Annotated in this window: 20 protein-coding genes and 1 pseudogene; 18 read left to right on the top strand and 3 right to left on the bottom strand. The window is 68.9% G+C overall.

The features are described from left to right. Positions 1 to 40: 40 nt before the first annotated feature. Together WMF17_RS21810 and WMF17_RS21805 are read left to right on the top strand one after the other, a co-directional pair. Positions 41 to 772: a methyltransferase domain-containing protein gene (locus tag WMF17_RS21810; RefSeq protein WP_437651061.1), complete on the top strand. Its 732-nt coding sequence runs from the start codon at positions 41 to 43 to the stop codon at positions 770 to 772. A 111-nt stretch (positions 773 to 883) separates the two neighbouring features. Next, positions 884 to 1,213, top strand: coding sequence for a DHCW motif cupin fold protein (locus tag WMF17_RS21805; RefSeq protein WP_437604012.1), 330 nt, complete (start codon positions 884 to 886; stop codon positions 1,211 to 1,213). Positions 1,214 to 1,289: 76 nt separating this feature from the next. Here the strand turns inward: WMF17_RS21805 and WMF17_RS21800 are convergent, their stop codons facing one another. Then, a complete protein-coding gene (locus WMF17_RS21800; RefSeq protein ID WP_437651060.1) occupies positions 1,290 to 1,967 on the bottom strand; it encodes a tetratricopeptide repeat protein in 678 nt (225 codons plus the stop codon). A 220-nt stretch (positions 1,968 to 2,187) separates the two neighbouring features. Between WMF17_RS21800 and WMF17_RS21795 the strand changes: the two genes are divergently transcribed. From WMF17_RS21795 to WMF17_RS21760, 8 genes are all read left to right on the top strand, one after another. Further along, the gene (locus WMF17_RS21795) at positions 2,188 to 3,462 is read left to right on the top strand and encodes a glycoside hydrolase family 1 protein (protein ID WP_437604010.1); all 1,275 of its coding nucleotides are present in this window, start codon (positions 2,188 to 2,190) and stop codon (positions 3,460 to 3,462) included. Between the two features lie 27 nt (positions 3,463 to 3,489). Continuing rightward, a complete protein-coding gene (locus WMF17_RS21790) occupies positions 3,490 to 5,322 on the top strand; it encodes a radical SAM protein (RefSeq protein ID WP_437651058.1) in 1,833 nt (610 codons plus the stop codon). 117 nt (positions 5,323 to 5,439) lie between these two features. Then, positions 5,440 to 7,935, top strand: a complete 2,496-nt coding sequence (locus WMF17_RS21785; RefSeq protein WP_437651057.1) for an NACHT domain-containing protein — start codon at positions 5,440 to 5,442, stop codon at positions 7,933 to 7,935. 45 nt (positions 7,936 to 7,980) lie between these two features. After that, positions 7,981 to 9,309, top strand: a complete 1,329-nt coding sequence (locus WMF17_RS21780) for an ISL3 family transposase (protein WP_437644356.1) — start codon at positions 7,981 to 7,983, stop codon at positions 9,307 to 9,309. A 64-nt stretch (positions 9,310 to 9,373) separates the two neighbouring features. Beyond that, entirely contained in the window at positions 9,374 to 11,434 is a 2,061-nt protein-coding gene (locus WMF17_RS21775; protein ID WP_437651055.1) for an SIR2 family NAD-dependent protein deacylase, read from the top strand. 132 nt (positions 11,435 to 11,566) lie between these two features. After that, positions 11,567 to 11,947: a hypothetical protein gene (locus WMF17_RS21770; RefSeq protein ID WP_437651054.1), complete on the top strand. Its 381-nt coding sequence runs from the start codon at positions 11,567 to 11,569 to the stop codon at positions 11,945 to 11,947. A gap of 138 nt (positions 11,948 to 12,085) precedes the next feature. Further along, a complete protein-coding gene (locus WMF17_RS21765; protein WP_437651052.1) occupies positions 12,086 to 12,898 on the top strand; it encodes a HugZ family protein in 813 nt (270 codons plus the stop codon). Between the two features lie 191 nt (positions 12,899 to 13,089). Continuing rightward, a complete protein-coding gene (locus tag WMF17_RS21760) occupies positions 13,090 to 14,067 on the top strand; it encodes a hypothetical protein (RefSeq protein WP_437651050.1) in 978 nt (325 codons plus the stop codon). 46 nt (positions 14,068 to 14,113) lie between these two features. On the opposite strand, the gene WMF17_RS21755 is transcribed toward WMF17_RS21760, so the two are convergent. Then, complete coding sequence (locus tag WMF17_RS21755; protein ID WP_437604003.1) at positions 14,114 to 15,400, bottom strand: PAS domain S-box protein; 1,287 nt, start codon at positions 15,398 to 15,400, stop codon at positions 14,114 to 14,116. A 498-nt stretch (positions 15,401 to 15,898) separates the two neighbouring features. Between WMF17_RS21755 and WMF17_RS21750 the strand changes: the two genes are divergently transcribed. The 5 genes from WMF17_RS21750 to WMF17_RS21730 all read left to right on the top strand — a co-directional run bounded on the left by WMF17_RS21750 (position 15,899) and on the right by WMF17_RS21730 (position 21,223). Next, the gene (locus tag WMF17_RS21750; protein WP_437651048.1) at positions 15,899 to 16,174 is read left to right on the top strand and encodes a hypothetical protein; all 276 of its coding nucleotides are present in this window, start codon (positions 15,899 to 15,901) and stop codon (positions 16,172 to 16,174) included. Positions 16,175 to 16,221: 47 nt separating this feature from the next. Beyond that, a complete protein-coding gene (locus WMF17_RS21745) occupies positions 16,222 to 17,121 on the top strand; it encodes a PAS domain-containing protein (RefSeq protein WP_437651046.1) in 900 nt (299 codons plus the stop codon). A gap of 190 nt (positions 17,122 to 17,311) precedes the next feature. Then, positions 17,312 to 18,238 carry a hypothetical protein gene (locus WMF17_RS21740; RefSeq protein ID WP_437651044.1) on the top strand — a complete coding sequence of 309 codons (927 nt, stop codon included), beginning with the start codon at positions 17,312 to 17,314 and terminating at the stop codon, positions 18,236 to 18,238. Positions 18,239 to 18,767: 529 nt separating this feature from the next. Next, positions 18,768 to 19,955, top strand: coding sequence for a glycoside hydrolase family 19 protein (locus tag WMF17_RS21735; RefSeq protein WP_437651043.1), 1,188 nt, complete (start codon positions 18,768 to 18,770; stop codon positions 19,953 to 19,955). Between the two features lie 134 nt (positions 19,956 to 20,089). Next, a complete protein-coding gene (locus WMF17_RS21730; RefSeq protein WP_437651041.1) occupies positions 20,090 to 21,223 on the top strand; it encodes a glycosyl hydrolase family 18 protein in 1,134 nt (377 codons plus the stop codon). Between the two features lie 527 nt (positions 21,224 to 21,750). Here WMF17_RS21730 and WMF17_RS21725 read toward each other — a convergent pair. After that, positions 21,751 to 22,503, bottom strand: a complete 753-nt coding sequence (locus tag WMF17_RS21725; RefSeq protein ID WP_437651039.1) for a hypothetical protein — start codon at positions 22,501 to 22,503, stop codon at positions 21,751 to 21,753. Positions 22,504 to 22,613: 110 nt separating this feature from the next. Between WMF17_RS21725 and WMF17_RS21720 the strand changes: the two are divergent. From WMF17_RS21720 to WMF17_RS21710, 3 genes and pseudogenes are all read left to right on the top strand, one after another. Next, positions 22,614 to 23,417: pseudogene (locus WMF17_RS21720) on the top strand (phytanoyl-CoA dioxygenase family protein). A 365-nt stretch (positions 23,418 to 23,782) separates the two neighbouring features. Continuing rightward, complete coding sequence (locus WMF17_RS21715; RefSeq protein WP_437651037.1) at positions 23,783 to 24,727, top strand: hypothetical protein; 945 nt, start codon at positions 23,783 to 23,785, stop codon at positions 24,725 to 24,727. A 91-nt stretch (positions 24,728 to 24,818) separates the two neighbouring features. Beyond that, complete coding sequence (locus tag WMF17_RS21710; protein WP_437603995.1) at positions 24,819 to 25,043, top strand: hypothetical protein; 225 nt, start codon at positions 24,819 to 24,821, stop codon at positions 25,041 to 25,043. Positions 25,044 to 25,110: the final 67 nt, after the last annotated feature.

Raw genomic sequence — 25,110 nt, 5'->3', positions numbered from 1 at the left:
CGAGCTTGATGCAGCAGATCCTGACTGAGGAGACAGTTCTATGAGCATGCAGCACAGTGAGGTGTTCAGCGTCGGTGACGGTATCCTCGCGCCCAACGCGTCGTGGTCCTTCGGCGCGGAGGTGCCGAAGACGTTTCTGGAGCACGTCCGCAGGTCGGTGCCGCTGTACGACGCGGGGCACGACCTGATCTGTCAGATCAGCGATTTCTTCGTGAACGACGGGTCCGTCTGCTACGAGCTCGGGGTGTCGACCGGGGAGCTCCTCGGGAAGCTGGCCCGGCACAACGCGGGCAAGCACGCGAAGTGGGTCGGCCTCGACGTCGAGGAGACCATGATCGCGCAGGCGCGCGCGAGCCTCGACGGCATGAAGAACGTCGAGCTCCACGTCGGCGACGCGGTCCTGTGGGACTTCGAGAAATCGGACATGATGGTGTCCTATTACTGTCTGCAGTTCGTTCCGCCGAAGTTCCGGCAGGAGGTCATCAACAGGATCTACGAGTCCCTCAACTGGGGAGGCTGTTTCGTCCTGTTCGAGAAGGTGCGGGCGTGCGACGCCAGGTTCCAGGACATCACGACGGCGCTGTACCAGGAGTTCAAGCTGAAGCAGCGCTTCACCCCCTCCGAGATCGTCGCGAAGGCCCGGAGCCTCAAGGGAGTGCTCGAGCCGTTCTCGACCCAGGGGAACGTTGACATGCTGAAGCGGGCCGGCTTCGTCGATATCATGTCCATCATGAAGTACGTCTCGTTCGAGGGGTTCCTGGCCATCAAGTGAGCGCGCCGGGCGCCGGCCGCACGGCGCCAGCGCGCGGCGCCCGGCCGGTCTCCGCTCGCGGCGAGCGGGCGGGGCGGGGCGCGAGAGCGCAGAAGAGAGGAGTTGTCGAGGATGAAAATCGAAGGGGTCCCCTTCTTCGTCGCCGACTGGGCGAAGGTCGAGCCGACCGAGCATCCAGGGGAGACCGGGAAGGCCATCTGGCGGACGATCGAGGCCGGCAACCTCCGTGTCAGGATGGTCGAATACACGCCGGGGTACCGCGCGGATCACTGGTGCAGCCGCGGGCATGTCCTCCTTGTCCTCGAGGGAGAGCTGACCACCGAGCTCAAGGACGGGCGGAGGTTCACGCTGCCAGCCGGGACCAGCTACCAGGTGGCGGACGGCGCCGAGCCGCACCTCTCGTCCACGCAGGCGGGCGCGACGCTCTTCATCGTCGATTGAAGGGGAGCGCGAGCGTGGTTTCGGCTGCTCCCTCGAGGGCCGGTCGTGGAGAGTTGTCTCGGCTGTGGCGGGAAGATCATTGGGATTTTCTTCTCGCCTTCCCGCCTTCAAATGACAGCACCACCCGCGCCGGCGCCGCGGCGTACAGCGCGAGCGCGCGCCGCACCGGGCCGCGATCGGCGCGGCCCGCCCGCACGGGATCGGCCTCGCCGACAAGCGCCGACAGGGCGCGCGCCTGGGTCCTCGCCGTGGCCGTCCGGGCGGGATCGCCGGCCTGCGCGGCCAGCGCCGAGAGCCGCCGCGCCACGCCGAGCGCCGCGGGCAGCGCCCCCGCGGCCACGTAGGCGGCCGCGAGCTCCTGGAGCAGCCCGGCGTCGTCGACCCGGAGCGCCGCCGCCGCCTCGAAGTCGGCGATCGCCTCGTCGCGCCGCCCCGCGCGCGCCCGGAGCGCCGCCCGGGCGCGGTAGCCCTCGACGAAGCCGCGCACGTGGTCGAGGCCCACCGAGTACGTGCGCTCCGCCTCGCGCGGGTCGCCCGCCCGCTCGTACAGCGCGCCGAGCCCGAGGTACGCCGGGCCGTAGGTGGCGTCGAAGCGGACCGCCTCCAGGTACCGCGACAGCGCCACGTCCGCCTCGCCGGCCGCCGCGCGGGCCTCGGCCTGGCGTGTCAGCTCGGCGGCCTGCGCCGTCGCCCAGCCGACCCCGTCCGCCCTGGCCAGCGCGGCCCCGTGCAGCAGCGCGGCGGCGAGGGCCACGGCGAGGGCGCGCGCTCCCCGTCCCGCGCTCGCCGCACCTCCGCACCGCACCGGTCCGTATCGTACGGGCGCCCGGCCGATCGGGCAATCGTCGCGCCGCCGCAGGCGGCACGCCGGTCCTGCCCGTCACGCAGGTCACGCCGCAGCGCAGCGCGCCGCGGGGTCGCGTTCCTGCCCGGAAGGCAGCCGCCCGGCGCGAGTTCGCGTAGGATGCGCGGCCATGGGTGAGGAGCTGCGCTTCCCGGACGCCTTCCTGTTCGGCACTGCCGCCTCTGCCACACAGGTCGAGGGGCACTGTGCGCAGAGCGACTGGGCCGCGTTCGCGCGCGAGCCGGGGCGTGTCCGCGGCGGCGATACGCCGGACGACGCGTGCGACCAGCTGCACCGCTTCCGCGAGGACGTCGCGCTCCAGGCGCGGCTCTGCATGGGGGCCCACCGGCTCTCCATCGAGTGGGCCCGCGTCGAGCGGGAGCCGGGCGAGTTCGACCCGGCCACGTGGGACCACTACCGCGCCGTGCTCGGCGCGCACCTCGAGGCCGGGATCACCCCGATGGTCACCGTCCACCACGTCACCTTGCCGCGCTGGGTCGCGCTGCGCGGCGGCCTGCTCTCGCAGGAGCTGCCGGCGCTCCTCTCGCGCTTCGCCGAGCGCGCCGTCGAGGCGCTCGGCGATCTCTGCCAGCTCTGGGTCACCATCAACGAGCCCAACATGCTCGCCCTCCAGGCCCACCTGCTCGGCGTCTGGCCGCCCGCGCGCAGCTCGCCCGTCGAGGCGGTGCGCGCCCATCAGAACCTCTTCCGCGCCCACGCCGCCATGTACCGCGCCATGCACGAGGCCGCGGGCCGCCGCGGCCACGCCATCGCCGTCGGCGTCGCGCACCACCTGCGCGTCATCGAGCCGGAGCGGTTCGGGCGCCTCGCCGACCGCATGTGGGCGGCGCTCTTCGAGCGGCTGTTCAACGACGCCTTCGCGCGCGCCCTCTGCGACAGCGGCCTGCACGACTTCTTCGGCGTGAACTACTACAGCCGCGACCTTGTCCGCTTCTCGCCGGCGCACGCGCGCGCGGGCTTCCTCCGGCGCCTCGTCCCCGAGGGCGCCGAGGTCAGCGATCTCGGCTGGGAGGTCTACCCCGAGGGGCTCGGCTACGTGCTCGACGCCTGGTGGCCCCGCGCCCGGGTCCCCATCTACATCACCGAGAACGGCATCGCCGACGCCGACGACGACCAGCGCCCGCGCTTCCTCGTGCGGCACCTCGCCGAGGTCGCGCGGGCGATCGAGCGCGGCATCGACGTGCGCGGGTACATGCACTGGTCGCTGCTCGACAGCTTCGAGTGGGCCGAGGGGTACGCCCCGCGCTTCGGGCTCGTCGAGGTCGACCGCGTGACCCAGGAGCGCAGCCCCCGGCCGAGCGCCGAGCTCTACGCCCGGATCGCGCGCGCGCGCCGCATCGACGTCGACGGCGCGTCGCTCGCGCTCGGCGCCGCCCCCGCGTGACCCCCCAGCACCGGAAAGGCAGGATCGATGCGCATCGCGCTGCTCTACCCACCGCCCTGGAAGATCCCCGCGCCGGGGGAGGCGCCTGACACGAGCGGGGACGGCCCGCCGGCGGACTACCGCGAGGGCGATCTCGACCCGGACTTCCACCAGACCCCGTACGGGCTCTTCTCTCTGGGCGCGCAGGCCCTCCGCGCGGGCCACCAGGTGAAGGTGCTGAACCTCTCGTCGTACCCGTTCTCGCAGGTCGAGCGGATAGTGCGCGAGCTCGACGCGGACGTCTTCGGCATGTCGTGCTGGACCGCCAACCGCCGCGGCGTGGCCCTCACCGCCCGGAGCATCCGGCGGATCCATCCCGCGGCGCACATCGTCGTCGGCGGGCCGCACGCGACCCCGCTCGCGGCCGAGATGCTGCGGCACCACCCCGAGATCGACACGGTGACGCTCGGCGAGAGCGAGCACTCGTTCCTGGAGCTCCTCGACCGCCTCGAGGCCGGCCGGCCCGCGCTCGGCCTCGCCGGCACGGCCTACCGCGTCGAGGGCCGCGTCGAGCTCGGCCCGCCCCGGGCCGCGATCGAGGACCTCGACGCGCTCGCGTCGCCGCACGACCACTTCTCCACGCACATCGTGATGACCTCGCGCGGCTGCGCCTGGGCCTGCACGTTCTGCGGCGCCGAGGCGACCTGGGGCCGCGGCTTCCGGGGCCAGTCGGTGCCCTACGTGCTCGACGCCCTCGAGGCCACGGTGAAGAAGCTCCCCGTGAAGATGGTCCAGGTCAAGGACGACACCTTCACGACGAACAGGAAGCGCGTCATCGAGATCTGCCGTGGCATCCGCGAGCGCAAGATCTCGTTTCTGTGGAGCTGCGACACGCGCGTCGACGTGCTCGGCGACGACCTGCTCCGGGAGATGCGCCTCGCCGGCTGCCAGCGGCTGAGCCTCGGTGTCGAGTCGGGGTCGCCGGCCATCCTGAAGAACATCGACAAGAAGATCACGGCCAAGAAGATCATCGAGTCGACCGAGCTCGCGAAGAAGTACGGTATCCAGGTCCGCTATTACATGATGCTGGGCAACCGCGGCGAGACGGCGGAGACGTTCCGCGAGACGCTCGCGTTCCTGGAGGCGGCGAGGCCGCACCAGTACATCTTCTCGTGCCTGTCCATCTACCCCGGGACGCGCGACTTCGACGACGCCGAGGCGGCCGGCTGGCTCGAGCGCGACGTCTATTTCCGCGGCGACTTCCAGGAGCTCAAGACCCCGTTCGACGCCTCGGAGGAGGACACGGCGCTGATGAGCGCCTGGTTCGAGCAGAACAAGGGTCTGCGCGAGCTCTACCGCGAGGGGGTGGAGGAGCGGCGGGCGATCCTCGCGCTGCTCGGCGATCACCACGCGGCGCACCTGGAGCTCGGCGTCGCCTACCTCGACGCGGGGCAGCTCGATCTGGCGGAGCGGCACGTCGCGCGCGCGCTGGAGCTCGGGTATCCGTTGCCGGGGCTCGCGTACAACGCGCTCGCGTGTATCGCGGCGGGCCGGCGCGACTGGCAGGCGATGCAGGATCACTTCACGGCGGCGGCGAAGAGCGATCCGCAGCACGCCGTGCTCATCCGCAACGTGCAGGCGGCGCGGGCGTGGTACGCGAAGGGCGGTCCGGACAAGGGGCTGCCGCTCGATCTCGTCGCGCGCTGCGACTTCCAGCTGCTGGAGCGGACGGCGCAGCCGGCGCTCCCCGGGCCGCTCCCGGAGGACTTCGCGGCGTGGCCGCCGGCCGTCGTGGCGCGGCCCGCGCCGGCGCGGCCGGTCGAGGCGGGCGGGCGCGAGGCGGCGGGGCAGCGCGGGCGGCTGCGGGTGGTGCCGTCGTAGGGAGGGAAAGGCGGGTTGCCGATGCCGCGGCGACTCTCGTTGCTGATCACGAGCGGACCGTTCGCCTCCTTCGAGCCGCTCCCGAGCTGGGGCGTGAGCACCAGGCGGAGAGAACGCGTGGCGTTTGACGACGCGACCTCGAAGAGGGCAGGTGAGCGCACGCGAAGGTGGATGATGGAAGGCCTGCTTGGCGAAATCGACATTCCGTGGAGGCGGTTCTGGATCCCGCGTGACACGGCCCCCGTGCTGGATGGGCGCGGGTACCTGGCCGATCCCGAGGGAATGTACGGGCGGCACATGAACCCGCAGGCGCGGACGCTGGAGCAGCTCGAGGACACGCCATGCGTCGCGCTGCTCGGAGAGCCCGGGAGCGGGAAATCGTTTGCGGTGCGCGCCTACGTGGACGGTCTCCGTGCGGGTCGGTCTGCGATGCTGCTCGACGTCGACTGCCGGTGGAGCCCCGACCTGCAGAAGCAGATCTTCGCGACGGAGGCGTTCGAGCAATGGCGCGCGGGTCGGGCCCCCCTCACGCTGGTCGTCGACAGCCTCGACGAGCACCCGCAGGGCGCATACGGGATCGCGTCGCAGCTCATCGACCAGATCCGGCGTGGGCCGGTCAACTCCTTGCGGCTGCGGATCGCGTGCCGCTCGGCGGAATGGCCTGCCATGCTCGACGAGCAACTCCCGCTCCTGTGGAAGCCGAAGGGAGAAGAACTGCAGGCGACTTTCCATGGTCTGGCGCCGCTGCGGCAGAGCGATGTCGAGCTGGCTGCGGGGAAGGATGCGGCCGGGTTCCTCGCCGAGGCCGCGCGGGTGGACGCCGGATCGCTGGCGATAAAGCCGATAACGCTGAGATTCCTGCTGGAGGAGTACCGACGGCGCGGGGAGCTGCCACGCACGCGGCTGGAACTGTATGAGGAGGGGTGCCGGATCCTCTGCGAGGAGTCGAGCAAATCGCGCCGGGGAGCACGCCATACCTGGAGGCTGCGCGGTTCGGAGCGACTGGCTATCGCTTCCCGGATCGCGGCGGTCTGCGTCCTGGGACGTCGCAGCGTGGTGTTCACGGGCCAGGATCTGGGGACCGTGCCGCCGGAGGCCGTCACGATCGAAGACCTCGTCGGGGCCGCCGAGCCGAGCACGTCCGGCCAGGTGACAGTCGACAGCGACGCGCTCGAAGATGTGCTCAACGTGAGCGGCTTGTTCGCGCCGCGAGGCAGCGACCAGATTGGATGGGCCCACCAGACATATGCCGAGTTCCTGGCCGCTCGGTTCCTGCATGAGCGAGGGCTATCGACGGAGCATCTGGTGGGCCAGGTCTCGAACGGAGCCATGGGCCGCGTGGTCCCGGCGCTGCGCGAGACGGTGGCGTGGCTGGCAAGCATGAGCCTGGCAAGCATGAGGAAGGAGTTCTTCCAGCGCATGCTCGTCGTGGACCCCGGATCGCTGCTCGGGAGCGACTTCGCGCTGGTCGGGAACGCGGAGCGCGAGGCATTGGTTGCTGCTTTGCTGGAGAAGCTCGACCGGCGAGAGATGTCGAACATGACGATTTTGCACCGGAGTGAGCTTCTGGCGCGCCTCGACCACGCCGGGCTCGCCGACCAGTTGCGTCCTTATCTCGTGGGGCGTGACCGCTACACCATGGCCCGGCGGGCAGCTCTGGACATCGTGGATGCATGCCAGGTGGTAGCGCTCCAAGACGTGGTGGCGGACGTGGTGCTCGACGGCAGCGAACACATAGAAATCCGTTCGTCGGCCGCGCACACGCTCGCGCACATCGGATCTCGGGAGGCCAAGCAACGGCTCTTGCCGCTTCTTCGTGGCGATTGCGAAGTTGATCTGGACGACGAGTTGAAGGGATATGCGTTGCTGGCTCTCTGGCCGGACGAGATCACCGCCGCCGAGCTGTTTGCTGCCTTGAAGCCATTCGAAGAGCGGTCGCACGGCGGGTCTTACGGGGATTTTCTGCATAGATTGAGCATGACGCTGCCTCCACCAGCTCTGCCGGAGGCACTCCGCTGGACCCTCGTGCTGCCCTCACGCCGTGACGCACCGTTTGCGCTCACCAGGTTGCTCGACAAGATTCTGCGGATGGCCTGGGAGCGGCTCGAGGACGCCCAGGTGCGAGCCCTGCTCGCTCAGGCCGTGGTTCGGCGTCTGGCGGTTCATGACGTCATTTTCGTGCGGCGCGGTCACGGCGACGAGGAGACCCCGGATCCAGCGCGGGACGATGGTCGGCGACGCCTGCTCGCAACCGCGATGGTCGCCTTATTGCCCTGGGGGCCGTACGATACGTTTTTGATCGTCCATCACGGACTTGTCCTCCCAAAGGACGTCCCCTGGGTCATCGAGCAGCTCCGCAACGGGGCGACCCCGCTGGAGCGGGAGCATTGGGCTGCGATCTTGAGGCAAGTTGCACTCTCGGATTGGGCCTTCGAGGTCGCGGACCCTATCCTCGGAGCAGTGGATGAATTCAGCGAGATTCGCGAGGCAATGCCATGGCTCATCAAGAACGTTGAACTCGGGTCAGCCCTGTCCCGGTGGATGCGGCGCGAATGCCGTCAGGCTCGAAAGTTTCGGCTCTCCGAGATGTTTGGTGGAAGCGCGGCTGCGTGACCTGGTCCCGGCCCCCGCGGCGTTGCGGGCGAGCTCGGCGCAGGAATGGCGCGGTGCGATTGGGGATGGAACGCGCACAGCCGACGGGCTACCTCGGGGGTTACGACACCAACCCTTGGAGCCCGATCGGCTGTGCGCGCGACCACTCTGCTCAACAATGTCCTCGGAATCAAGTTCACTCGCGTCACGGGCGCGCAATTCACGGCGGACGGGCTGGTCTGCGACGTCGAGCCGACCACGGAGATCCCTCGCTGCGGAGGGTGCGGTCGCCCGGTGAGGAAGGTGTACGACCAGCGGAAACCGCGTTGCTGGCGTCACCTCGACCTCGCGGGGATGTCGCTGGAGCTCCGGTACTCGCCGCGGCGGTTGCGTTGCCCGCGGTGCGGAGTGACTACCGAGATGGTGCCGTGGGCCGACCCGATGAGCTGGTTCACGCACGCTTTCGAGGAGACGGTCGGCTACCTGGCGCAGATGACCTCGAAGACCGTCGTCTCGACGATGATGCGCGTCGCGTGGGCGACGGTCGGTGCAATCATTAGTCGCGTGGTCGAGCGGCGGCTTCCCCGCGACATCCTCGACGGGCTCACGCACATCGGCATCGACGAGCTCTCCTACAGGAAACACCACAAGTACGTGACCATCGTGGTCGACCACGTCACCGGGCGCGTGGTCTGGGCGCGAGAGGGGAAGAACGCCGACACGCTCCGGGCCTTCTTCCAAGAGCTCGGCTCGGAGCGATGCGCGCTCATCCAGGCGGTCACGATCGACATGTCGAAAGCGTACATCTCGGCGGTCTCGGAGTCGGCGACGAACGCGCAGATCATCTTTGACCGCTTTCATGTCCAGCGGCTGGTTCATGACGCGCTCGACGAAGTACGCCGTGCAGAAGTGAGGACAATCGAAGACCCCGAAGACCGCAGCGCGCTGAAGCATACCCGATTCGCGTTGCAGAAGAACCCTTGGAATCTGACTGCAATCGAGCAAGCGAAGCTGACGGAACTGCCGAAGACGAACGCGACGCTCTACCGCGCCTACCTGCTCAAGGAGTCGTTCGCAGCCATTCTCGATCGGCGTCAGCCGAATGTCGTACTGGCGAAACTCGAAGAGTGGATGTCGTGGGCCACGCACTCGGGTCTCAAGCCCTTCGCCAAAGCGGCGCGAACGATTGGTCACCATCTCGACGGCATCGTCGCCTACGTCGCGAGCGGGCTGTCGAACGCACGCTCGGAAGGCACCAATGGCAAGGTGCGCACCATCACGCGACGGTCCTACGGCCTCCACGGAGCCTCCTCCCTCATCGCGCTGATTCATCTCTGCTGTTCAGGTCTCTCGCTGCAACCTGTTCACACGTGGCCACGCTTCCACCAAACCTAAAAGAGAGCCAAAGTTTCGTGGTCGCTTTCGGGTAAAGCCGCGCGCGTCCCCAAGAGTTCCGCGTGTGCAGAAGCGCATCCAGGTTTGCTTGCGACGGTTCGGAGATGGCGACATCGATGCCGGGTGGAGACTCCAATCGTTGCTTGCGGTGGATTCTGAGGGTGGGTTGCGTAACGATTTGTACTACAGGGAGGATCTTAGGAAATTCCCCGGCTGGCAACGTGCCGACGAAGAGACTAAGAATCGCGTTCTCGATGTCGGTCGCGAATACCTGTTACTTGCCAATGAGCGCTCCGGCGAGTGGTTAGGTGTAGAAGTTCCATATGGCTATCACCCTGCTGCCGTTGGTTACAGGTATGTCTGCCTGATTGACGCGCTCGACCCCGCGTGGCTCGACGAGCATGCTGTCACCGTCTGGGCGAACTGGAGCGCCATCGCCCTCGCCTTTGCACCCAATGTAAACGCGCAGAGCCAACGAGTCGTAGCACGCGCGTATCGGGCCGAACCATCGCGCGTGCGGGATGTGCTGCGCGCACTGCTTGATGAGGATCATCGCAAGCACGGCTACCCAGGCCGGCTTCACCATCTGGCAGCGTGCTGGGACGCGGACCTCGGGCGTTTCTTGCTCGAGTACGCACGGCGTCCGGATCTGAAGCCTCGATTCCTCGGCGATCTGCTGGATGAGCTGATCCTGCATGCGGTCGAGGGTGCAACGGACGCGGCGGTGTCGATCCTGAACGCTCCGATTCCTGAGGGTAGTCCTGGACGGCTTCGCGCACACGCGGCAGCTCATGCGCTCATGGCCTTCAACCCCAAGATAGGCTGGCCCGTCGTGCGGCCTCTTCTCGAGGCGGATCCGGCATTCGGCGAGGAGGTGTTTATCACCTTCGTTCGCGAGATCGATCGCCGGTATTCGAGTTCCTGGTGTAAGTGCCTGTTGAACGCGGATGCCATGATGATCTATGTCTGGATCGAGCGACATTTTTCGAGCGATAGCGACCCACAAGATCGGCAAGGTGAGATGAATGATTTTACTTCACGCCGTAGGGTGGCTGAACTGCGAAATTCGCTGCTCGGCGAGCTGAGTTCGCGAGGCACCCTCGAGGCCGTCGCGGCGATCGAGCAAATCCAGCAGACCTTCCCTGACCGCGACTTCACCTGGGCCATCCACGGCGCGAAAGATGCCGCCGCTCAGGGAACCTGGATCCCCCGATCCCCATGTGAGGTCATCGACCTCGGCTCCACCGCCTTTAAGACGATGCCCAGCCATCCTCTACCTGCCGCCATGCACCGCTTCTCGTTTCCGGCTCCCCTCGTCGAAGCGTACAGGAAGAACAAGCTTGCTGTGCTCTTTGGCTCGGGCCTGTCCATGGCCCGCGACGTCCAGGGGAGTTTTCCTAGCTGGAACGAGCTGCCCGAGCGATTTTTCGAGCAGGCCCAGAATTATGCGGTACTCGAGTCCGCGCAGCTCGACGGCTTGCGCGCGTACTTGAAGGCGGGCCATGTGTCGCTGGAGAGCATGCTTGCCGTGCTCGACCTCCCGAAGACCAGCCTCCGCAACGCGCGCCGGTACCAGGCGGCGCTAAATGCCATCTTCCGCCCGGCTAACGCGGCGCCTGGCGATGTCCATCGCGCGCTCGTCGATCTGGGGCTCGACGTCCTCGTGACCACGAACTACGACCAGCTCCTCGAAACGGCGGAGCCCGGACGGCAGCCCTATACCTGGCGGAAATCCGACAGTGCGCTCTCCGATATCGGCGAGAGGCGCAAGGTGTTGTACAAGATTCACGGTACCGCTGATGACGAAGAGTCCGTCGTGATGACTCAGGGCGAGTACGCCTTGGCGACCAGGGACGAGTCCTACCAGTGCACGATGAGCCATTTGCTCCAGACCTACACGTTCCTGCTCGTTGGTTACGGCATCAACGATCCATTGGACCTCGATCTCGTCTTCGAGCTTAACGTCCGGGCTTTCGGAACGGCGACCAGCCGTCACTATGCGCTCATGAAGGACCCGCGCGATCGCGATCGCTTTCAGCGCGAGTTCAACGTGCAGGTCTTGCCCTACCAAGACCACGACGACCTCCCGGCCATCCTCCGCGCGCTCCGAGCGACCAAGCCGTGACCTTCACGTGAGCCGTCCTTGCCGGGCGGTATCGGCGGTGCTGGGCCGCCCGTGCTCCGTCGCAACAGCGTTCCGGTCGTGACGGACCCAGCGGAAGCTACCCGTCGACCGGAGCTGGGAGTGCTCTCCGCGATGGCCCACGGGGAGACGGTGCAAGGCGCGACGATCGCCGGCGCGGTGCTGCCTGCGCTTCAGGGGCTCGATGACGAACGCGCCCGATTCTACTACGATCTCCTGTACAATTCCCTGAACGAGGCGGCTCGCCGGGCGCTGGAGGCGATGATGAAGGGCTACGAGTACCAGAGCGATTTCGCGAAGAAGTACGTCGCGCAGGGGCGCATCGAGGAAGCCGCACGCGCGCTGTTGACGGTGCTCCGCGCGCGCGGAATCGCGGTGCCGGACGCAGCACGCGAGCGCATCGTCGCCCAGAAGGACCCGGAGCGCCTGGAGCGCTGGCTCGAGCAGGCCGCCACCGCCGGCACGCTCACCGACGTGCTCGACGAGCCGAGCTGAACCGACGGAGAACAGAAATCGGCCGGAACGCACCGCCTCTGCCATCGAGCGATCCGAGCTCGATGCACCGCGGAGCGCCCCTGATGTGCACCGTCTCCCGGGTTCCCGGCAACCCCCCGGGCGTGCTACCCGCCCTCCATGTCGACGCCCACAGATCACGGCCGACCGGGCTCTGCCTCGGAGGCGGCGCCCCCTGTCCAGAACGCCCCGTCGCCGAGCCACGCCGAGCGCTGCCGTACGCTGGCGCAGCGGGCCCGCTCCGCCACGCTGTGCACGCTCGCGCGGGACCCGGCCGGCTATCCTTACGGCTCGCTCGTCACCGTCGCCGTGGACGCACACGGACGGCCGCTGTTGCTGCTCTCGGCGCTCGCCGAGCACACCGGCAACCTCAAGGTCCGTCCCGAGGCGTCGTTGCTCGTCGCCGAGCCCGCCGAAGGCCGGACGGACCCGCTCGCGCTCGGTCGGATGACGCTGATCGGCCCGTGCCGTCCGCTCGACGGCGCCGACGCGGCGGCCGCCCGGAAGACCTTCCTCGCGGCGCACCCGCGCGCGTCGTACTACGTGGATTTTACTGACTTTTCCTTCTATCGGCTCGACCCCGTGTCGATCCGCTACGTCGGCGGCTTCGGCCGGATGTCCTGGGTCGAGGCCGACGCGTACGCGGCCGCCGAGCCCGATCCGCTCGCGGCCGACGCCGCGCGCATCCTCGAGCACATGAACACCGATCACGCCGACGCCGTCCTCGCGTATGCGAAGGCCCTCGCCGGCATCAAGGACGCTACCGGCGCCACGATGACCTCGGTCGATCGCTACGGCTTCGAGCTGGACGTCATCACGCCCGCAGGGCCAAAGGCGGCGCGGCTCGCGTTCGATGCGCCGGTCTCGACGAGCGACGAGGTGCGGAAGGCCATGGTGGTGCTGGTGCGCGAGGCGCGCGGGCGCAGCGCCTGAGAGCTGACCGTGGTGTGGCATCACGCTCGCCGGGCTGTGAGAGCGCCATGCCACCATGCCAGGTGGCCCGCACGGTGGCGATGCCGCCCCCGCCATGGCGGCGTCATCCCCGCGGCGCACGCCACGCCCCGGAACCCTCGCCGTTCGACCCATCCGCGCTCACGGCACGCGATCTGCCAGGTGCGCGGCGCATGGGAGACGCCGACATCACCTTGCGCCACATCGCCCGGAGATGCCCCGGAGACCTGGCGCGCGTATTCGTCCCCGAGGGGCGCTCCGTCGAGGTCCTCGGGTGGGTCGACACCCAGGTCACGAAGCTCGAGCGACGCCTCGACAAGGCCCTGCGCCTGCGCGTCGGCGGCGAGCTGCGCGTGCTGCACGTCGAGTTCTGCTTCGCGCTGCGCGACGACGTGCCTGATCGGGTCTTCGAGTACCTCGGCTTCCTCTTTGCCGCGCTTCGCACCGAAGCGCCCGGAGAGCCGGTGCCGCCCATCGAGAGCGTCGCCGTGGTCCTCTCGGGCCACAGGCGGCGCCTGCCCGCGACGGGCGAGCGTCGCACGGCCTGGCCGGAGCGGCCGTTCAGCGGCGCGCACTTCCGCATCGACGCGGTCTACCAGCGCACGATCGCCGAGCTCCGGGCGCGCGGCAGCGTGTTCTGGCTGGTGTTCGCCCCGCTGGCCCGCGACGCGACCGCGGTGGCGCTGCGGGAGGTCGTCGCGGAGATCCACGCGCGAGCGTCGACCGGCGAGGAGCGGGTCGAGCTCTACGCCGCGCTCTTGGTGATGGCGGCCATCGACCCCTGGGGTCACAATCTGCGAAAGGAGCTCGTCATGCTGTTCGACGACAGGGAGACGGAGAAGAAGCTGCTCCGGAGCATGCCGATCATCGGGGAGATGATCCTCGAGGCCGAGCAGCAGGCCGCGCAACAGGCCGCGCAGCAGGCCGCGAAGAGCGCGGAGAAAGCGGCGGAGAAAGCGGCGGAGAGGGTCATCGCCGAGCTGCTCGGCCGCCTCTTCGCGCGGCGGGTCGGGCGCCGGCCGACGACCGAGGAGGAGCGCTCGATCGTCGAGCGCGCACAGGCGATCGGACCGGGCGAGGTCGAGGACGCCTTGCTCGATCTCGATGGCGACGCGCTGGTGCGCTGGCTCGCGGAGCCGATGCGCCGGTGAAGCGCTTCCCTTGACCCGCCCCTGACCGCGGCCGCCCGCCAGCCCCTCAGCCTCCGCGGCGCCGCGAGCCGCCCGCCCTGCTCCCGCGCCGCGAGCGCCCGAGCGCGTGGTGGAGCCCGCTCTGGAGCGAGCTCAGCGTGACGATCTCCCGGAGATCGATGCCGATACCCACCATCGTCTGCGCCACCTCGGGGCCGACGCCGGTGAGGATGACCTCCGCGCCGAGCAGCTTGACCGCCTGGGCCGCCCTGAGCAGCGAGTCCGCGATCTCGGCGTCCACCACCGGCACGCCGGTGACGTCGAGGATGACCGTGGCCGCGCGCTGCGCCACCACCCCGCGCAGCAGCCGCTCCAGCAGCTGCTCGATGCGCACCCGGTCGAGCCGCCCGACGAGCGGCATCACGAGGATCCCCGCGTCGAGCGGGATGAGCGGCGTCGAGAGCTCCCGGATCGTCGCCTCCTGCGCGTCGATCATTCGCGCTTGAAGCGCCGCCCGCTCCGCCTCGGCCCGCCGGAGCTCGGTCACGTCGTACCCCTCGGCGACCACGAGGACGCTCTCGCCCGACACGTCGAGGATCGGCTTCATCTTGAGGTCGAGCGTGGCCACGCGCCCGCCCGTACCGTGGATCTCCAGCTCGCACGAGGTCGGCTCGCCCGACGCGGCCTTCAGCACGCACGCCTTCACCCGCTCCTCCACGCCCGGCGCGCCGCCCCAGAACGGCGCGCGCCAGAGCGGCTCGCCGCGCCCGTCCTCGGGACGAACCCCGATGAAATCGGTCATCGTCCGGTTGCATTCGAGCCGCTCCCCCCTCGGGGTGAGCAGGCTGATGAACATCGACGTCTCGTCGAAGATCGCTCGAAACATCTGCTCGCTCTCGCGCAGCGCCTGCTCGCGCCTGAGCTGCTCCGTGAGCGGGCGAGAGAAGGCCGAGAAGAACTGCTCGTCCCCGCTGCGGACGAGGTGAGAGCTGACCTCGACGTCGATCGGGCGGCCGTCCTTGTGGACGTGCCTCGTGATGAAGCGGAGCGCCCCCTTCGCCTTGATCTCCTCGATGATCGCGGCGACCTCGTGCGGCGATTGCGCGTCGATCTGGCCGATGTTCATCGTCAGGAGCTCGCTCCGCTCGTAACCCACGATGCTGGCGAAGGATGGATTGCAGTCGAGGATCTCGCCGTTCATCCCGACGACATGGAATCCATCGACGGCCGCCTGCAGGATCAGCCGCGTCCGCTCCTCCCGGCGCCCCAGCTGCTCATGCAGCCTGTCGACCTCCTTGCGCAGTCCCGCGTTCTCCACCCGGAGCCGCTCGATGCTGTCGTGATCTGTCGCCACCTTCGGTCTTCCTTCCGTCATCCCCGCCGCGGCCACCCACGACCGGCCGAGGGCCGCTCTCCCGCCCGCGCGCCGCGATGAGGAGGACGATAGCCGATCTTGACGCTGCTCCGAGCGCTCACCGGCCCGCGCGCGCTCTTTCGACCCGCGCGCTCGCGGCGGACGACCTCTGCACGACGGATGAAATCTGCGACGGCCTGGCCCGGGCGTGCGGGCTCGGCTGCCCGCGCTGCGCGCGCGACGAGGCCGCGGCGCGCGATCGACCGCCGCGCCGGGAGCGCGGCCGGCGCGCGAGGCGAGGCGCAAGCCGCCCCGGCGATCCGCGACGGCGCCGCCCGCAAACGCCCGGGATCTGCTGGGCGGTGTGGTCTGGATTACGCCTATTGAGTTCGAGTCAACCGATGGGATGTGCGTGCCATCACGCTGATCGTTGACACCTCCCGTGCCAGGGAGTCCAATGTTTGCCGCGCAACGTGGCGATCAAGGAAACGCGAAGGCATGGGATCCTCGGACAGCACCCCTCGATGTGAGCGCGCCGAGCTGGTGGAGCGCCTCGGGCGGGCGCTCGGCGGCGCCGCGGCGGCGGAGCTCGTCGACCGGGAGGGCGAGCGGCTCGCGCTGGCGGGCGCCCTCTGGCCGCTCGACGACGCGTCCGAGGCGCTCGAGTCGCTGGCGGCGAGGCCCGGCGTCACCGGCACCGCGGCCAGCGTCGCGCGGGCCGAGCTGCGCGTCGCCTCGGTCCGGCGCCGGCTGGAGCAGCGGAATCGGCGGTAGACCCGGGGGGGGCCGCGGCGGGGCCTGAGCGACTCGAGAGGAACTTCATGTCTTCGGAATCCGTAAGCCGACCTATCCTCGTCGTGGACGACAATCCGGACATCCATGGATTGATGGAGCGGATGCTCGTGCCCAGGCCGATCCACGATCCGGAGATGGTCCGCGGGCTGCAGGCCCTCGAGTCGCGCCTGTTCGGCGCCGAGCCGCCCGAGGAGGAGCCGGACCCCCTTCACGGGCTCAGGTTCACCATTGAATCGGCCCACTCGGGGATGGATGGGATCGCGCTCGTCAGGGCCAGTCCGCGCAGGTATTTCCTTGCCTTCGTCGACATGCGGATGCCCCCGGGGCTCGACGGTATCCAGACGATCAAGGGGATCTGGAGCGTCGCGCCGGACATCTACACGGTCATCTGCACCGCCTACTCGGACTACAGCTGGGATGAGATCGCGATCGAGCTCGGGTGTCCGCCGAACCTGCTCATCCTCCGCAAGCCGTTCGAGGCCATCGAGGTCCGGCAGATCGTCACCACCATCGCGCGGATGTACGACTCGCTCGCCGGCGTGAGGACGTCGGTGAGCCAGCTGGAGGAGGAGCTCGTGATCGCGATGGAGAGCGTCTCGCAGCTCGAGGAGCGGTCGAGGGCGCTCCTCGCCGAGATCGCCGATCCGTGCCTCCTGCTCGACAGCGCGGGGGAGATCCTCGGCGCCAACCCGAGCGCTCACGACCTGTTCGGCGTGGACGAGAAGCTCCTTTGCGGGCGCGACGTCGCGTCGGTGCTCGTCGACGTGCAGGCCCCGCTCCCGGCCGCGCGCGCGGTCGCGCGGAGCCGCCTCGTCTGCCCGCGCAGCCGCGCGCTCGAGGCCAGCGTCACGCTGACCCCGCTCGGAGCGCAGCCCGGCGCGGGGGTCGAGTTCATCGCGCGGATCCGGGTGACCCAGGACGCGTGAGCGCGCCGCCCGCTCCGGCGCGGGGTTGCTGGAGGCCGCCCCTGCCGGCGCGGACAGCCCCGTGCAGCGGCGCCGGGCGCCCGGCGCTGGCACGTTATTTTCTACCTCCTCGCTCCAGCATCGATCCGCGGTCGATCCGCCTCCAGCCGGATGCGGCGCCGTGGCACTCTTTGGCACAGGAGCGAAACCCATGACAGCCCATCGTCTTTCTTGGTTCCACCTCGGCAGCCTGTTCTCGCTCGCCGTCTCCCTCCCCGGGGCCCTCGCGGGCTGCGACATCACCCTCTTTGACGGGACCTGTGAAAAGGATGGGATCGCCTACCACCCTGGCGACTCGTTCCCGGACAATGACGGGTGCAACAGCTGCTACTGCAACGAGGATGGGAGTGTCGCGTGCACCCTCATGGCCTGCGTCTCCGGCTGCACCTACGAGGGCGTCGACCATGCCCCCGGCGCGTCGTTCCCCGCCTCGGATGGCTGCAACACCTGCACGTGCGACCCCTCCGGCAGCGGCAATGTCGCCTGCACGAAGATCGGGTGCCATGCCTGCGAGCCGGGGGAGGAGATCCCGGCGGGCGACGGCTGCAACACCTGCACGTGCGACGCGGACGGCAACCGCATCTGCACGGACGCCTATTGCCCGGAGACCTGCACCTACGGTGGCGCGAGTCACGAGTCGGGGGACGTGTTCCCGGCGGACGACGGCTGCAACACCTGCACGTGCTCGGTGGACGGCAAGGTCGTCTGCACGGACGCTGGCTGCCCGGAGACCTGCGCCTACGGCGGCGCGAGCTACGAGCCGGGCGGCTCGTTCCCGTCGCTCGACGGCTGCAACACCTGCACGTGCCTGGCCGGCGGCGACGTCGCGTGCACCGAGCGCGCCTGCGCGTGCGACCCGAAGACCGAGTGGTGGCGCAGCTACGTGGGCAGCAGCCCGGAGGAGTGCACGCTCATCGACTTCATTTGCCCCGAGAGCACGGCCTACTTCCAGAGCGCGTGCGGCTGCGGCTGCGAGCAGGACGCGAGCTGTCCTCCCTCGTTCGACTGCATGCCGCCCGAGCCGTGCGACGTCGAGGCGATCCAGCAGCGCTGCCCGTACTCCGGGATCGTGTACTGATTTCTGGCCGCGCGCGCCGCGCGCGCCGCGCGCGCGTGCCTCCGCCCCGTCACGCGAAGCCGGGGCGCTGACATCGCTGGTGGGCGATCCACCGCCGTGCTTGGCTCACATCGTGCTGCGACATCGGCCCATCCCTCACCCCGGAGCGTCTCCTGGAAGATGGCATCCACGCTGCACTGCGGTGGCGGGCTGGAATCGATTCCCTGTTTCGTGCGCCAGATCGCAGGTTCCAGCGCTTCGTCGCCTGGCTGGTGATGATCGACAGGGGCGATCCCCAGGATCGCCGGAGGGCGATCCCCGGGATCGCCAGAGAGGGTGATCGGGTGGATCACCCCCTCTGGCGCGATCGCTGCGCGCGCTGCGCTCTTCGCGCCACGGAGGCCAGAAACGGCGCTCGCTGAAGGTCGCCGGCCACAGGCCTGCTCCTTGCGATGCAGCGGGTCGACCCTCGCGATCGGCAACGCTGCGCTGAAACGGCCGGCGGGGCTGCCTGCGAGACACCCCCTGCGAACTGCAAAGGAGTACTGCCATGTCGCACCAACTCGGCATCATCTCTGGTTCATTGCTGTCCCTGGTCCTCGTCGCCGCGGCCGTGAATGCGAGCGGATGCGTCGCGGAGGCTTCGCTGGACGAGGACGACTTCGACAGCCAGGAAGCGGCGCTCTGTGCGAGCGCAAAAGGCTGGGCCGAGGGCGTCGCGTACACGGTCGGAACTGTCGTGAACCACGACGGCAAGTCCTACGCGTGCAGGCAGAGCCACACGAGCCTGGCGGGCTGGACGCCCTCCGCCGTGCCCGCGCTCTGGCTGGAGACGGGGACCTGCTCCAGCTCGAGCAGCAGCAGCAGCAGCAGCGCCAGCTCGGGTGGCAGCGGCGGCGGCGGGTGTAGCTACCCGGCATGGCAGCGGGGCAAGAGCTATCGCACGGGCGATATCGTGATCTTCAACGGGTCTCTCTACATCGCCGAGCACGATAACCCCGGCTACGACCCGACGATCAGCACGTGGTTCTGGGACCCCCACGCCGGCTGCGGCGGCGGCGGCGGCGGTGGCGGTGGTGGCGGCGGCGGCGGCGGTGGCGGTGGTGGCGGCGGCGACGGGTTTGGTGCGATCCTGAGCGAATCGGTGTTCAACACCATGTTCCCGGGCCGCAACCCGTTCTACACGTACCGGGCGCTGATCGCCGCGGCGTCGACTTTCCCCGGGCTCGCCACCACGGGCGACGCCGACACCCGCAAGCGGGAGGTCGCGGCCTTCCTCGCCAATGCCTCGCACGAGACCGGCGGGCTCGTGTACGTCGAGGAGATCGCGAAGGCGCAACTCTGCGATACCTCCTGGGGTCCACCGGGCTGCAGCTGCGCACCGGGCAAGTCGTACTACGGGCGCGGACCGATACAGCTCTCCTGGAACGGCAACTACTGCGCAGCTGGCAACGCGCTCGGGTTGCCCCTCCAGAGCAACCCGGATCTTGTCGCGCAGGACGCGAACGTCGCGTGGCGTACGGCCTTCTGGTTCTGGACCACGCAGACCGGCGCCGGCACCAGGACCGCGCACGACGCCATGGTCACAGGCGCCGGATTCGGCGAGACGATCCGCACCATCAACGGAGCGCTGGAGTGCAACGGCCGCAACCCCGCCCAGGTGCAGAGCCGCGTGGACAAATACATGCAGTTCACGCGCCTCCTCGGCGTGAGCCCCGGGAACAACACCGGCTGCTGAGCTGCCCCGGCGCCTCATCGCGGCGATGGAACACCGTGTGCAACACACCGGAGCGCACACCGCATGGCCACACTGCAGCAGGCAAGGTGGCCGTCAGCCTTCATTCTTCTCCACTTAGACAGGGAATGGTCATCATGTTGCTCAATTCTGCTGCCACTGCTTCTGGGCTGTCACTTGTCCTCCTCGCCATCGCCACGAGCGGCGTCGGATGCCTCGGTGCTGGTTCGCCGCAGGACGAGATCGACGCCGAGCAGAACGTGTCTGCCGTGTGCGCAGGCGCTCCGGAATGGCGGAGCGGGCAGTGGTACGGCGAGGGGACCGTCGTGAACTACCAGGGATCGGCCTACATCGCCGAGCACGGTAATCCGGGCTATATCCCGACCGTCAGCACGTACTTCTGGGAGCCGTACGCAGCCTGCAGCGACGGCCCCGACCCCGATCCCACCCCCGGCCCGATCGGCGCGCTGCCGGCCAAGGTCGTCGGTGGCTATTATCCCAACTGGACGCCGTCGCCCGTCCGCATCCGCGACGTCAACAGCAACTACAACGTGATCTACCTCTTCGCCGCGAAGCCCGTGGGCGGGTCGCCCGGCACGACGGGCGCCGTCACCTGGACGCCGCCGGGCAACGGCAGGGGAGCGGCGACGAACCTCAAGGCAGACATCCAGTACGCGCGGACGACCCAGGGTCGCAAGATCATCCTGTCCGTCGGCGGCGCCGGGGCTGGCATGAGCTTCCCGAATCGCACGAAGTCGCAGACCTTCGTCGATAGCGTGGTCGGGATCTACAACGACCTCGGTGGGTTCGACGGCCTCGACTGGAACACCTTCGAGGCCGATCAGGCGCCCGACACCGCCGAGATGAAGTGGATCAGCCTGGAGCTGAAGCGGCGCTACCCCGGCTTCCTCATCACCTCGCCCCCGGCCCCCTGGAACAACCGCGACAAGACGTTTTGCAAGGAGATGGTGGAGGCCGGCGCCATGGACTACGCGGCCCCGCAGTATTACGACGGTCCCGATCTGGACCAGCAGTCCTATATCGTCAACAACGTGAACGAGTGGGTCGGGCTGCTCGGCCCGACGCACGTCGTCGTGGGGTTCGGGATCTGGGACCAGCCGAACTACATGTCCGTCGACGAGGCGATCCCCACGTGGAACCAGATCGAGAGCAACCACCCGACGCTCCGCGGCGCGTTCGACTGGCAGATCCACACCGATGAGAGCCTCGGGTGGCCCTTCGCCAACCGCGTCGGACCGCTGGTCAAGTAGCGGGACGCCATCGCGAGGGAGCCGGGCCGGGCCGCCGCGCTACCGGCGCGGGTCCGATGTTGACGCTGCCGGAGAACCGCCTCGGAGGGTCGGTGAACCGCCTCGGAGGCCCGGAGAACCGCCTCGGAGGGTCGGTGAACCGCCTCGGAGGCCCGGAGAACCGCCTCGGAGGCCCGGTGAACCGCCATCGAGGCCCGGTGAACCGCCATCGAGGCCCGGTGAACCGCCATCGAGGCCCGGTGAACCGCCATCGAGGCCGGGGGGGCCCCCCCCAGATCCCGGTGAACCGCCACCGAGGCCGGGTGGCCCCCCCCAGATCTCGGTGAGCCGCCCTACGACGGAGCGTCGGATAGGCCTACCCCGCCGTGGCGTGGCCCTGTGGCGCTCCTCGCCGTTCGCAGCGGCGCGCCGATGGACGGCGACGGATCGCGCAGACCTTGTGCAGCCCTCCGAGCTCGAAGCGCGTCGCCGTGCCGTCCGCGTGATCGACGCGCACGAGGTCCCCGGCGCGGTCGTGGGGGGGCGGGTCAGGCCCCCGTCGGCATGGCGCACGGCGACGCGCTCTCTCCCGCGCGTCGCGTGGGCGCATCGTGTTCTATCGATCGAGCGATTCGGATCGATACATGATCGCCGACGGCCAGGGTCGGACGGCTCCAGTCCAGGTGTTCGTCCGTGCGGGCGTCCCGCCCGTGGACCGAGAACAAGAAATGGCTGTAGGTACGCTTTCCCTCACTTCCAGCCCAGGCGATCAAGGTCATCACATGACCACGGCGCGGTACACCGGCGATACATAATCGCCGCGAGTTGAGCTCGACGCAGAGGGCGCGTTCTGCGCGCGCAGCAGGGATACGAAGCGCGCGGCTCATGATCGCGGTTGCGGTTCTGGAGAGAATGTCCCGGATGCTGCGGGCGATGGTCGCGAGCTGCCCCCTGGGATCGCGGAGCATCGACCCGGTGAAGGCGCCCAGCGCGGCACGGGCGTGGAGGAGGTTCAGGCCGAGATACGACTCGGTGTGCGGGATGCGCCTCGAAGGAGGGTCGCCCCTGTCGGCCTCGAGGATCTCGATCCCGATCTCGTCCCCGACCCTGAGCCTGGGGGAAGACCAGAAAAAATACTCCCGCCGGTCGGAGTCCATCCCGCTGATGTGCATGTCGCCGTCCTCGATCAGCGCCTGCAGAGAGCCGGCGTTCCGCCCGACCACGATCGACAGAACGCCGTTCGGGCCGACGCCGGCGGTGCAGACCTTCGTTCCATTGACCGAGACACGGAATGCGATCATCACCCCCCGCGCGCAAGCACTACAGCGGATTCGCCTTCCGCATCCCGGCGCGTAAGTAAAAGAAGCCGGTACAACCCGATACTGGATTGGGTAGAGTGTGGTCCGCGGCCATGAACGAGCTGAGTCATTCGCAGATCGAGCACTTCATCACCGACGGATTCGTCCGCATCGATGCGGCGTTTCCTCGGAGCCTCGCCGACGAGGCCCGCGCCATCCTGTGGCGTGACACAGGCATGGCCCCACACGACCGGAAGACCTAAACGAAGCCGGTCGTTCGACTCGGGCAGTACGGCCAGCGACCATTCGCCGACGCCGCGAACACACCGGTGCTCCGAGCCGCGCTCGATCAACTGGTCGGCCGCGGGCGCTGGCAACCGCTGACCGCCCTCGGCACGTTCCCCATTCGCTTCCCATCGCCCGACGACCCGGGCGACACGGGCTGGCACATCGACGCGAGCTTCGGCACCGAGATCCCTGACTTCATGGAGTGGCGCGTGAACGTCACGTCGCGCGGCCGCGCGCTGCTCCTGCTGTTTCTCTTCTCGGAGGTCAGCGAAGCCGACGCGCCGACGCGCATTCGAGCGGGGTCGCATCTCGACATCGCGAGGCGGCTGGCGCCGGCAGCCGAGCAGGGACTGACGCTGCGTGAGCTGGCCGCGAACGGCTTCGCGGAGACAGCGCAGCGACCGCAGGTGCTCGCGACGGGCGAAGCGGGGACGGTCTATCTGTGCCACCCGTTCCTGGTCCACGCAGCGCAGACGCACCGCGGCACGCATCCGCGCTTCATGGCCCAGCCGCCCCTGCTCCCGACCGAGCCGCTGCAGCTCGATCGCCAGCGCGGCGATCATTCACCCGTCGAGCAAGCCATCCGCCGGGCGCTGAGCGGAGCCGACCAGCGACCCGACTCAGGTTGAAGCCGCCCGGTCGCCCTCCGGCGGAAACGCGCAGGTCTGCCTCCTACCTGCGCAGCCTTCGCGCGTGAGAATTCTGTTAGAATCGAGCGACCATGCGAGGAAGAATGAGGAAAAGGGCATGCTGCGGCGCGCTGAGCGGGTCGGCGGCGTTGCTGCTTCTCGGGGCTGCGGCCTGTGGCACCACCTCCGACGGCCCGAGCGGTGCGACAGGCGGCGCTTCCACGGGAGCTTCGAGCGCCGGCGCGGGCGGTGGAGGGGGGGCGACGATTGGCAGCGGCGGCTCCGGGGGCGCCGAGCCCTCCGGGGGCGGGCAAGCGGGATCTCCGGAGGGTCGTGACTGTGGGACGGCGGGAGAGGTGATCGCGGTGGGCGCGAACATCCTTCAAGACGCGACCGGACCCGCGCCCGAGCTGGAGCGCTTGCGCGGCTGTACGCGCTTTCTCGGCACGCTTCATCTGCTGAGCCTGGATGGCCCCGAGGCGATCGACGCGCTCACGGAGCTCAGGGAAATAGCGGGGTCCTTGGTGCTCCTTGGGCCTCCTGAGGATCTCGGGCCTCTGTCCAACCTGACGCGGATCGAAGATCGGTTGCTGGTCATGGCAGCGCCGGAAGCCTTGCGCGGCCTGGAGTCGGTCCAGTACGTCTCCGGGCTGTGGCTCTACGAGAGCGGCTTTGCCGACTTCTCGTGGCTCCCTGCTCTCGCGGAGATCGGCGCCTCCATGATCGCTCGGCGCAACGCGCAGCTGACCGCTGAAGCATTGGAGTCTTTCGCGACGTCGCACGTGCGCAGCGGCGCGCTGGTGTCCCTCACGAACGCCGTTCCCAAGGAGCCGCCGGACCCCGACGCCGAGGCGGTCGTGTGTGGCCAGCCGAGCGATCTGGTGATCCTGCCCTACACGAGCGTGGCCGGATGCACCCGCTTCCGAGGCTCGATCCACCTGAGCGACACGACGCCAGGCGCCTTGGAGCCGCTCTCCTCCCTCGTCCATATCGACGGCTCGCTGACCCTCTTCCGCAACCATACGGACGACTTCACCGCGCTGCGCAACCTGCGCCGCGTCGGCGCGAATTTTCAGACGCATCTGCTGCAAGGCCCGGGCCTCGACGGCTTCGACGCCCTCGCGGAGGTGGGCGAGCTCAGACTCTCGAGCTCGGGCGAGCTCACGAGCTTCGACTGGCTTCCAGCGCTCACCAGGGTTCGTGAATCCGCGTTGATGGTGAGGGATGCCTCCCTGTCCGTAGAGACCGTCGAATCGTTTCTTTCGCGCCTGGACATCGGGGGCGAGACCGCGGTGATGGCCATGGAGTAAAGCGTCCTCGTTGCGTTCGCCCCCGAGCTGGTCCTCGGCTCGGGGCGAGCGAGGCGCCCGCGGGCTGCGCCGGCAAGCCCCTCTCGCCCTCGTGAGCATCACCTCGGCGGCCGTGGCGGCGTCTGGCTGCGTGGCCCCGGAGGACGACGAGCCGCTCGCGTCGGTGGCGCAGCCGGCCGTCGACGCGGGCGAGCGCCAGGAGTCCCCGGTGTACGTCAAGAACTGGCCCACGACCGACGGACGTCGTGGTCATCGTGCACCGGACCGACGGCGGGCCCGATCTCACGTCGTTCACGAGGACGATCCCGGCGTGTGAGCAGAGCCAGCTCGACCGGAAGCGCTGCAGCGCCGCTGTCCTGACGGCGATGGCATCGTGCAGCTCG

Origin of the sequence: Sorangium sp. So ce362, assembly GCF_051519845.1 — a bacterium.
Lineage (GTDB): Bacteria > Myxococcota_A > Polyangia > Polyangiales > Polyangiaceae > Sorangium.
This window is presented reverse-complemented; position numbering and strand designations above follow the sequence as displayed.

Bases quoted from the DNA above. Each gene is read 5' to 3' on its own strand.
- WMF17_RS21810 (WP_437651061.1), top strand. From the start codon at position 41: ATGAGCATGCAGCACAGTGAGGTGTTCAGCGTCGGTGACGGTATCCTC.
- WMF17_RS21805 (WP_437604012.1), top strand. From the start codon at position 884: ATGAAAATCGAAGGGGTCCCCTTCTTCGTCGCCGACTGGGCGAAGGTC.
- WMF17_RS21795 (WP_437604010.1), top strand. From the start codon at position 2,188: ATGGGTGAGGAGCTGCGCTTCCCGGACGCCTTCCTGTTCGGCACTGCC.
- WMF17_RS21790 (WP_437651058.1), top strand. From the start codon at position 3,490: ATGCGCATCGCGCTGCTCTACCCACCGCCCTGGAAGATCCCCGCGCCG.
- WMF17_RS21780 (WP_437644356.1), top strand. From the start codon at position 7,981: ATGGCGCGGTGCGATTGGGGATGGAACGCGCACAGCCGACGGGCTACC.
- WMF17_RS21770 (WP_437651054.1), top strand. From the start codon at position 11,567: ATGGCCCACGGGGAGACGGTGCAAGGCGCGACGATCGCCGGCGCGGTG.
- WMF17_RS21765 (WP_437651052.1), top strand. From the start codon at position 12,086: ATGTCGACGCCCACAGATCACGGCCGACCGGGCTCTGCCTCGGAGGCG.
- WMF17_RS21760 (WP_437651050.1), top strand. From the start codon at position 13,090: ATGGGAGACGCCGACATCACCTTGCGCCACATCGCCCGGAGATGCCCC.
- WMF17_RS21750 (WP_437651048.1), top strand. From the start codon at position 15,899: ATGGGATCCTCGGACAGCACCCCTCGATGTGAGCGCGCCGAGCTGGTG.
- WMF17_RS21745 (WP_437651046.1), top strand. From the start codon at position 16,222: ATGTCTTCGGAATCCGTAAGCCGACCTATCCTCGTCGTGGACGACAAT.
- WMF17_RS21740 (WP_437651044.1), top strand. From the start codon at position 17,312: ATGACAGCCCATCGTCTTTCTTGGTTCCACCTCGGCAGCCTGTTCTCG.
- WMF17_RS21735 (WP_437651043.1), top strand. From the start codon at position 18,768: ATGTCGCACCAACTCGGCATCATCTCTGGTTCATTGCTGTCCCTGGTC.
- WMF17_RS21730 (WP_437651041.1), top strand. From the start codon at position 20,090: ATGTTGCTCAATTCTGCTGCCACTGCTTCTGGGCTGTCACTTGTCCTC.
- WMF17_RS21725 (WP_437651039.1), bottom strand. From the start codon at position 22,503: ATGATCGCATTCCGTGTCTCGGTCAATGGAACGAAGGTCTGCACCGCC.